The following is a 3,202-nucleotide window of genomic DNA, read 5'->3' as shown; positions in this document are numbered from 1 at the left end:
ACCCTATACTGGATGTAGTTTTTCTAACTGATTTATTTATTTTTCACTTCATTTTTATAAAAAGCAAATAATGGTTCGATGGATGGACTAGATAACAGCGGAATTGCCTTCTCAATCAATTTCCTATCCCAATCAAACCAACGCATTTCCATTAACATGTTTATTTCTGTATCAGTGAATCGTTTCTTTATTTCCTTAGCAGGATTTCCACCAACTATTGTATACGGCGGAACATCTTTACTTACGACTGATCCTGCAGCAACAATTGCACCTTCACCAATAGTAACGCCAGGCATTATTATAGCATTCATTCCAATCCAAGCATCACTTTTAATGACTGTATCTCCCTTAGGTTCATATGATTGTTTAATTTGCTCAGCGAATGGATATACTGTAATCCATTCTGAGTGATGATTATGATTACCACCCATTAAAATGACTACCCCGCTTGCTATGCAAACATAATTCCCAATAATGAGTTTGTCAAGGTGCCATCCCATCTGTTCAATTGGATTGAACAGTGCTTGGGACTTAGCATCTCCCCACAAATACCTTACACAGCCATCTTCAAAATTTTGATGACTATAATAGCCTGAATAATAGGAGTACTCTCCTACTTCAATGAGTGGATTTGTTACTATATCTTTTATATACTTTGTTTCTGACCAATGATTAAATAATGGATGCTTCATAACTTTATTCCTCGCTTCTAAGTATTATATATATTGCTATTTACTTAGAAGCTTACTACGACTGCTACATTTTTTAGCTTTCTCAAACGACGAATCATTATCTTCAAGCCTTTCTTTTATACTATAAAAAAGCATAACGCAATACATTACACTAGTCAAATTGTGTAATTTTGAACACATCTTAAACAGCGTAATACTGCAATAGGAACATGAAAACACTCTAACTTTGATACAAATAATATATTGATTACATTTAGTTCATATTTTGTAAAAAAATCTTAATTGCCATGACAAAGCAAACAATAACCACTATTGGTCGTATTAATGCCGTCCCTTTTGTAAGCACCATCTTCGCCCCAATATATGATCCTATTATTTGACCAAGCATCATAATCAATCCAATTGTCCAATCGATTTGGCCAAAAATAATAAAATACAACAAAGCAGCGAAATTACTTGTAAAGTTCAAAATCTTAGCATTTGCAGTCGCCCGTGTAGCACTATATCCACATAAAAGAATGAATGCTAAAGCAATTAAACTACCTGTTCCTGGGCCGAAGAAACCATCATAAAATCCCAGTAACGGAGCCACTGTTAACGCAAACAACAACATACTTATTTTTCTCGGTCGATCTTCGTTTGCTATATTTGGAGATAATAGAAAATAAATGCCAATAAAAACAAGTAAAAAAGGTAATATCATAATTAGATATTCTGCTCGTATCTGTAAAACAAGCCATCCACCGAAAACTGATCCAAAAAAGGTCATTAAGATGGACAAACGCATTTCTTTAAGATTAATTTCTTTCTTCTTAATAAAAAACACTGTTGCCATGAGAGTTCCGCTACTCCCTTGCAGTTTATTAGTTGCTATCGCTACAGAAGGAGACATACCTACTAATAACATTATCGGGATAGTTATCATACCACCGCCTCCAGCAATCGTATCTATCCATCCTGCTAATACAGCTACTAAAAATAGTAGTATGGGTAATTCAATAGTAAAATCCATACAAAGAATATGGGAAGGCTTGAGCTATTATACCCCAAACCTCCCCATCTTCCCTCCTCTCTTTAAACTAGTTAATTAAATCTTTAAAGTAACTTTCTTTCTGATCACGTAATCGGCTGGAAACGTATTGCCTGCAAACAATTCTTCTTCCGTATTTATTATTTCCAATCGGGATTTTATATTCTTCCTCAGATAACCTTTCTCTACCATGAGTTACATTTGTTTGTTTACCATAGTATGAATTTGGTATAAGTAATAAATCTTCAGATGTAAGTGGAACCTTATAAGTAGGCGTTGTTCGTAAGAGTTCTAAAAACATGTCAAATTTCAATTTTTCTTCTTCACTTTCTCCCACATAAATCAATCTATTTTCTGCTCCATTCAAACAAGTTGCAATAATATCACCATTATCATCTAAAAATATAATTTGGTTTATTTCCCCTACAAATCCCGATATTTCACCATCAGCCATTCCTGCGATATGAGCAATAGGCATTTTACTTATCGCCAATATGTCATCTTTACTGAAGTGATTTTCTTCAAGATGCTTTTGAAGTAATTTTGGCGTTCCAATATGAGTTTGAGTTTTTAAATTTAACACTCCTTTTAATAAAAGAGCATCAACTCTAGTAAATTTGCCACAAGTAATTTCAGACACTATTCGTTCCACGGATTTATTAAGTCTATTTGATACAATTTCTAAATTTGTATTGAATGTATTCAATCTCGCTTCAATATCTGACTGGTCTTTCATATCTGTATACACTGTGGCATCGTTATGTTGATAAAAGTTCCCGCCACCGGTGCTTGCACCGACATTTCGCAAAACTTCATCGTTATTTAAAGGCGAAATGAGATGAAATCTATTTTTCCCAGCATGTTCGGATGGGTGAATTAAAGCATCATAATTAAAAAGTGTGGCAAAAAGCCATGTGACCCATTCTGCATAAAAATATTTTTTCATTCTATCGTGTTCGTCTTCACCATAATTAAAACCTCTGCGATTTTCCCCAGGTAATAGTGTTTCTATAGGGTCACATGGAGTATTTTTAATAAGAATAGGCGGTACGTTCCCGCCACAATTCGCTATTTTTATCATATGTAGTAGGTTTTTCACATCTGAATTCGGATTTTTCTTTGAATAGTCAATCAAACAATTAAGCCACTCTTTTGAAAAATATGCTGCTATTTCTTGATCACAAGTATAAGGATTATGAGTTTTTAATTCATTTTCTATCAGATTCTTCATTTTATCCTTCAATAGATTCGGAATAGTAATTTCTTCAATTTCTGTAATCTGCAGTATTCCTTTATTCATTATAAAACCTCCGTTGTTTTATTTTTTACACCCTATCTTCATTAAACAAACTATCCACTTCTTTTTTACTCCTTTACTTTTCGTCAGAGCTATTAGAATTACCGATTTACAAATAAAAAACATGGAGTATAAGAGATTTCTTCTTAGCTACATTTCCCCCACGAACCTCTATTGAATTGA

At 33.6% G+C, this 3,202-nt stretch carries 3 protein-coding genes; all 3 read right to left on the bottom strand.

The genetic code is table 11. The features are described from left to right. Window positions 1-32: 32 nt before the first annotated feature. Window positions 33-692 (bottom strand): CatB-related O-acetyltransferase, encoded by a 660-nt coding sequence (locus ACQGS6_RS25325; protein ID WP_000682538.1) that lies wholly within the window; start codon window positions 690-692, stop codon window positions 33-35. Window positions 693-945: 253 nt separating this feature from the next. Continuing rightward, window positions 946-1,704, bottom strand: coding sequence for a TSUP family transporter (locus ACQGS6_RS25320; RefSeq protein WP_426965794.1), 759 nt, complete (start codon window positions 1,702-1,704; stop codon window positions 946-948). Between the two features lie 67 nt (window positions 1,705-1,771). Further along, a complete protein-coding gene (locus ACQGS6_RS25315; protein WP_426965792.1) occupies window positions 1,772-3,022 on the bottom strand; it encodes a hypothetical protein in 1,251 nt (416 codons plus the stop codon). Between the last annotated feature and the right edge of the window lie 180 nt (window positions 3,023-3,202).

Source organism: Bacillus sp. GMs2/2 (genome assembly GCF_050172095.1).
Taxonomy (GTDB): domain Bacteria; phylum Bacillota; class Bacilli; order Bacillales; family Bacillaceae_G; genus Bacillus_A; species Bacillus_A cereus.
This window is presented reverse-complemented; position numbering and strand designations above follow the sequence as displayed.

Excerpts from the sequence above, each read along its gene's own strand:
- ACQGS6_RS25325 (WP_000682538.1), bottom strand. The coding sequence starts at position 692 with ATGAAGCATCCATTATTTAATCATTGGTCAGAAACAAAGTATATAAAA.
- ACQGS6_RS25320 (WP_426965794.1), bottom strand. The coding sequence starts at position 1,704 with ATGGATTTTACTATTGAATTACCCATACTACTATTTTTAGTAGCTGTA.
- ACQGS6_RS25315 (WP_426965792.1), bottom strand. The coding sequence starts at position 3,022 with ATGAATAAAGGAATACTGCAGATTACAGAAATTGAAGAAATTACTATT.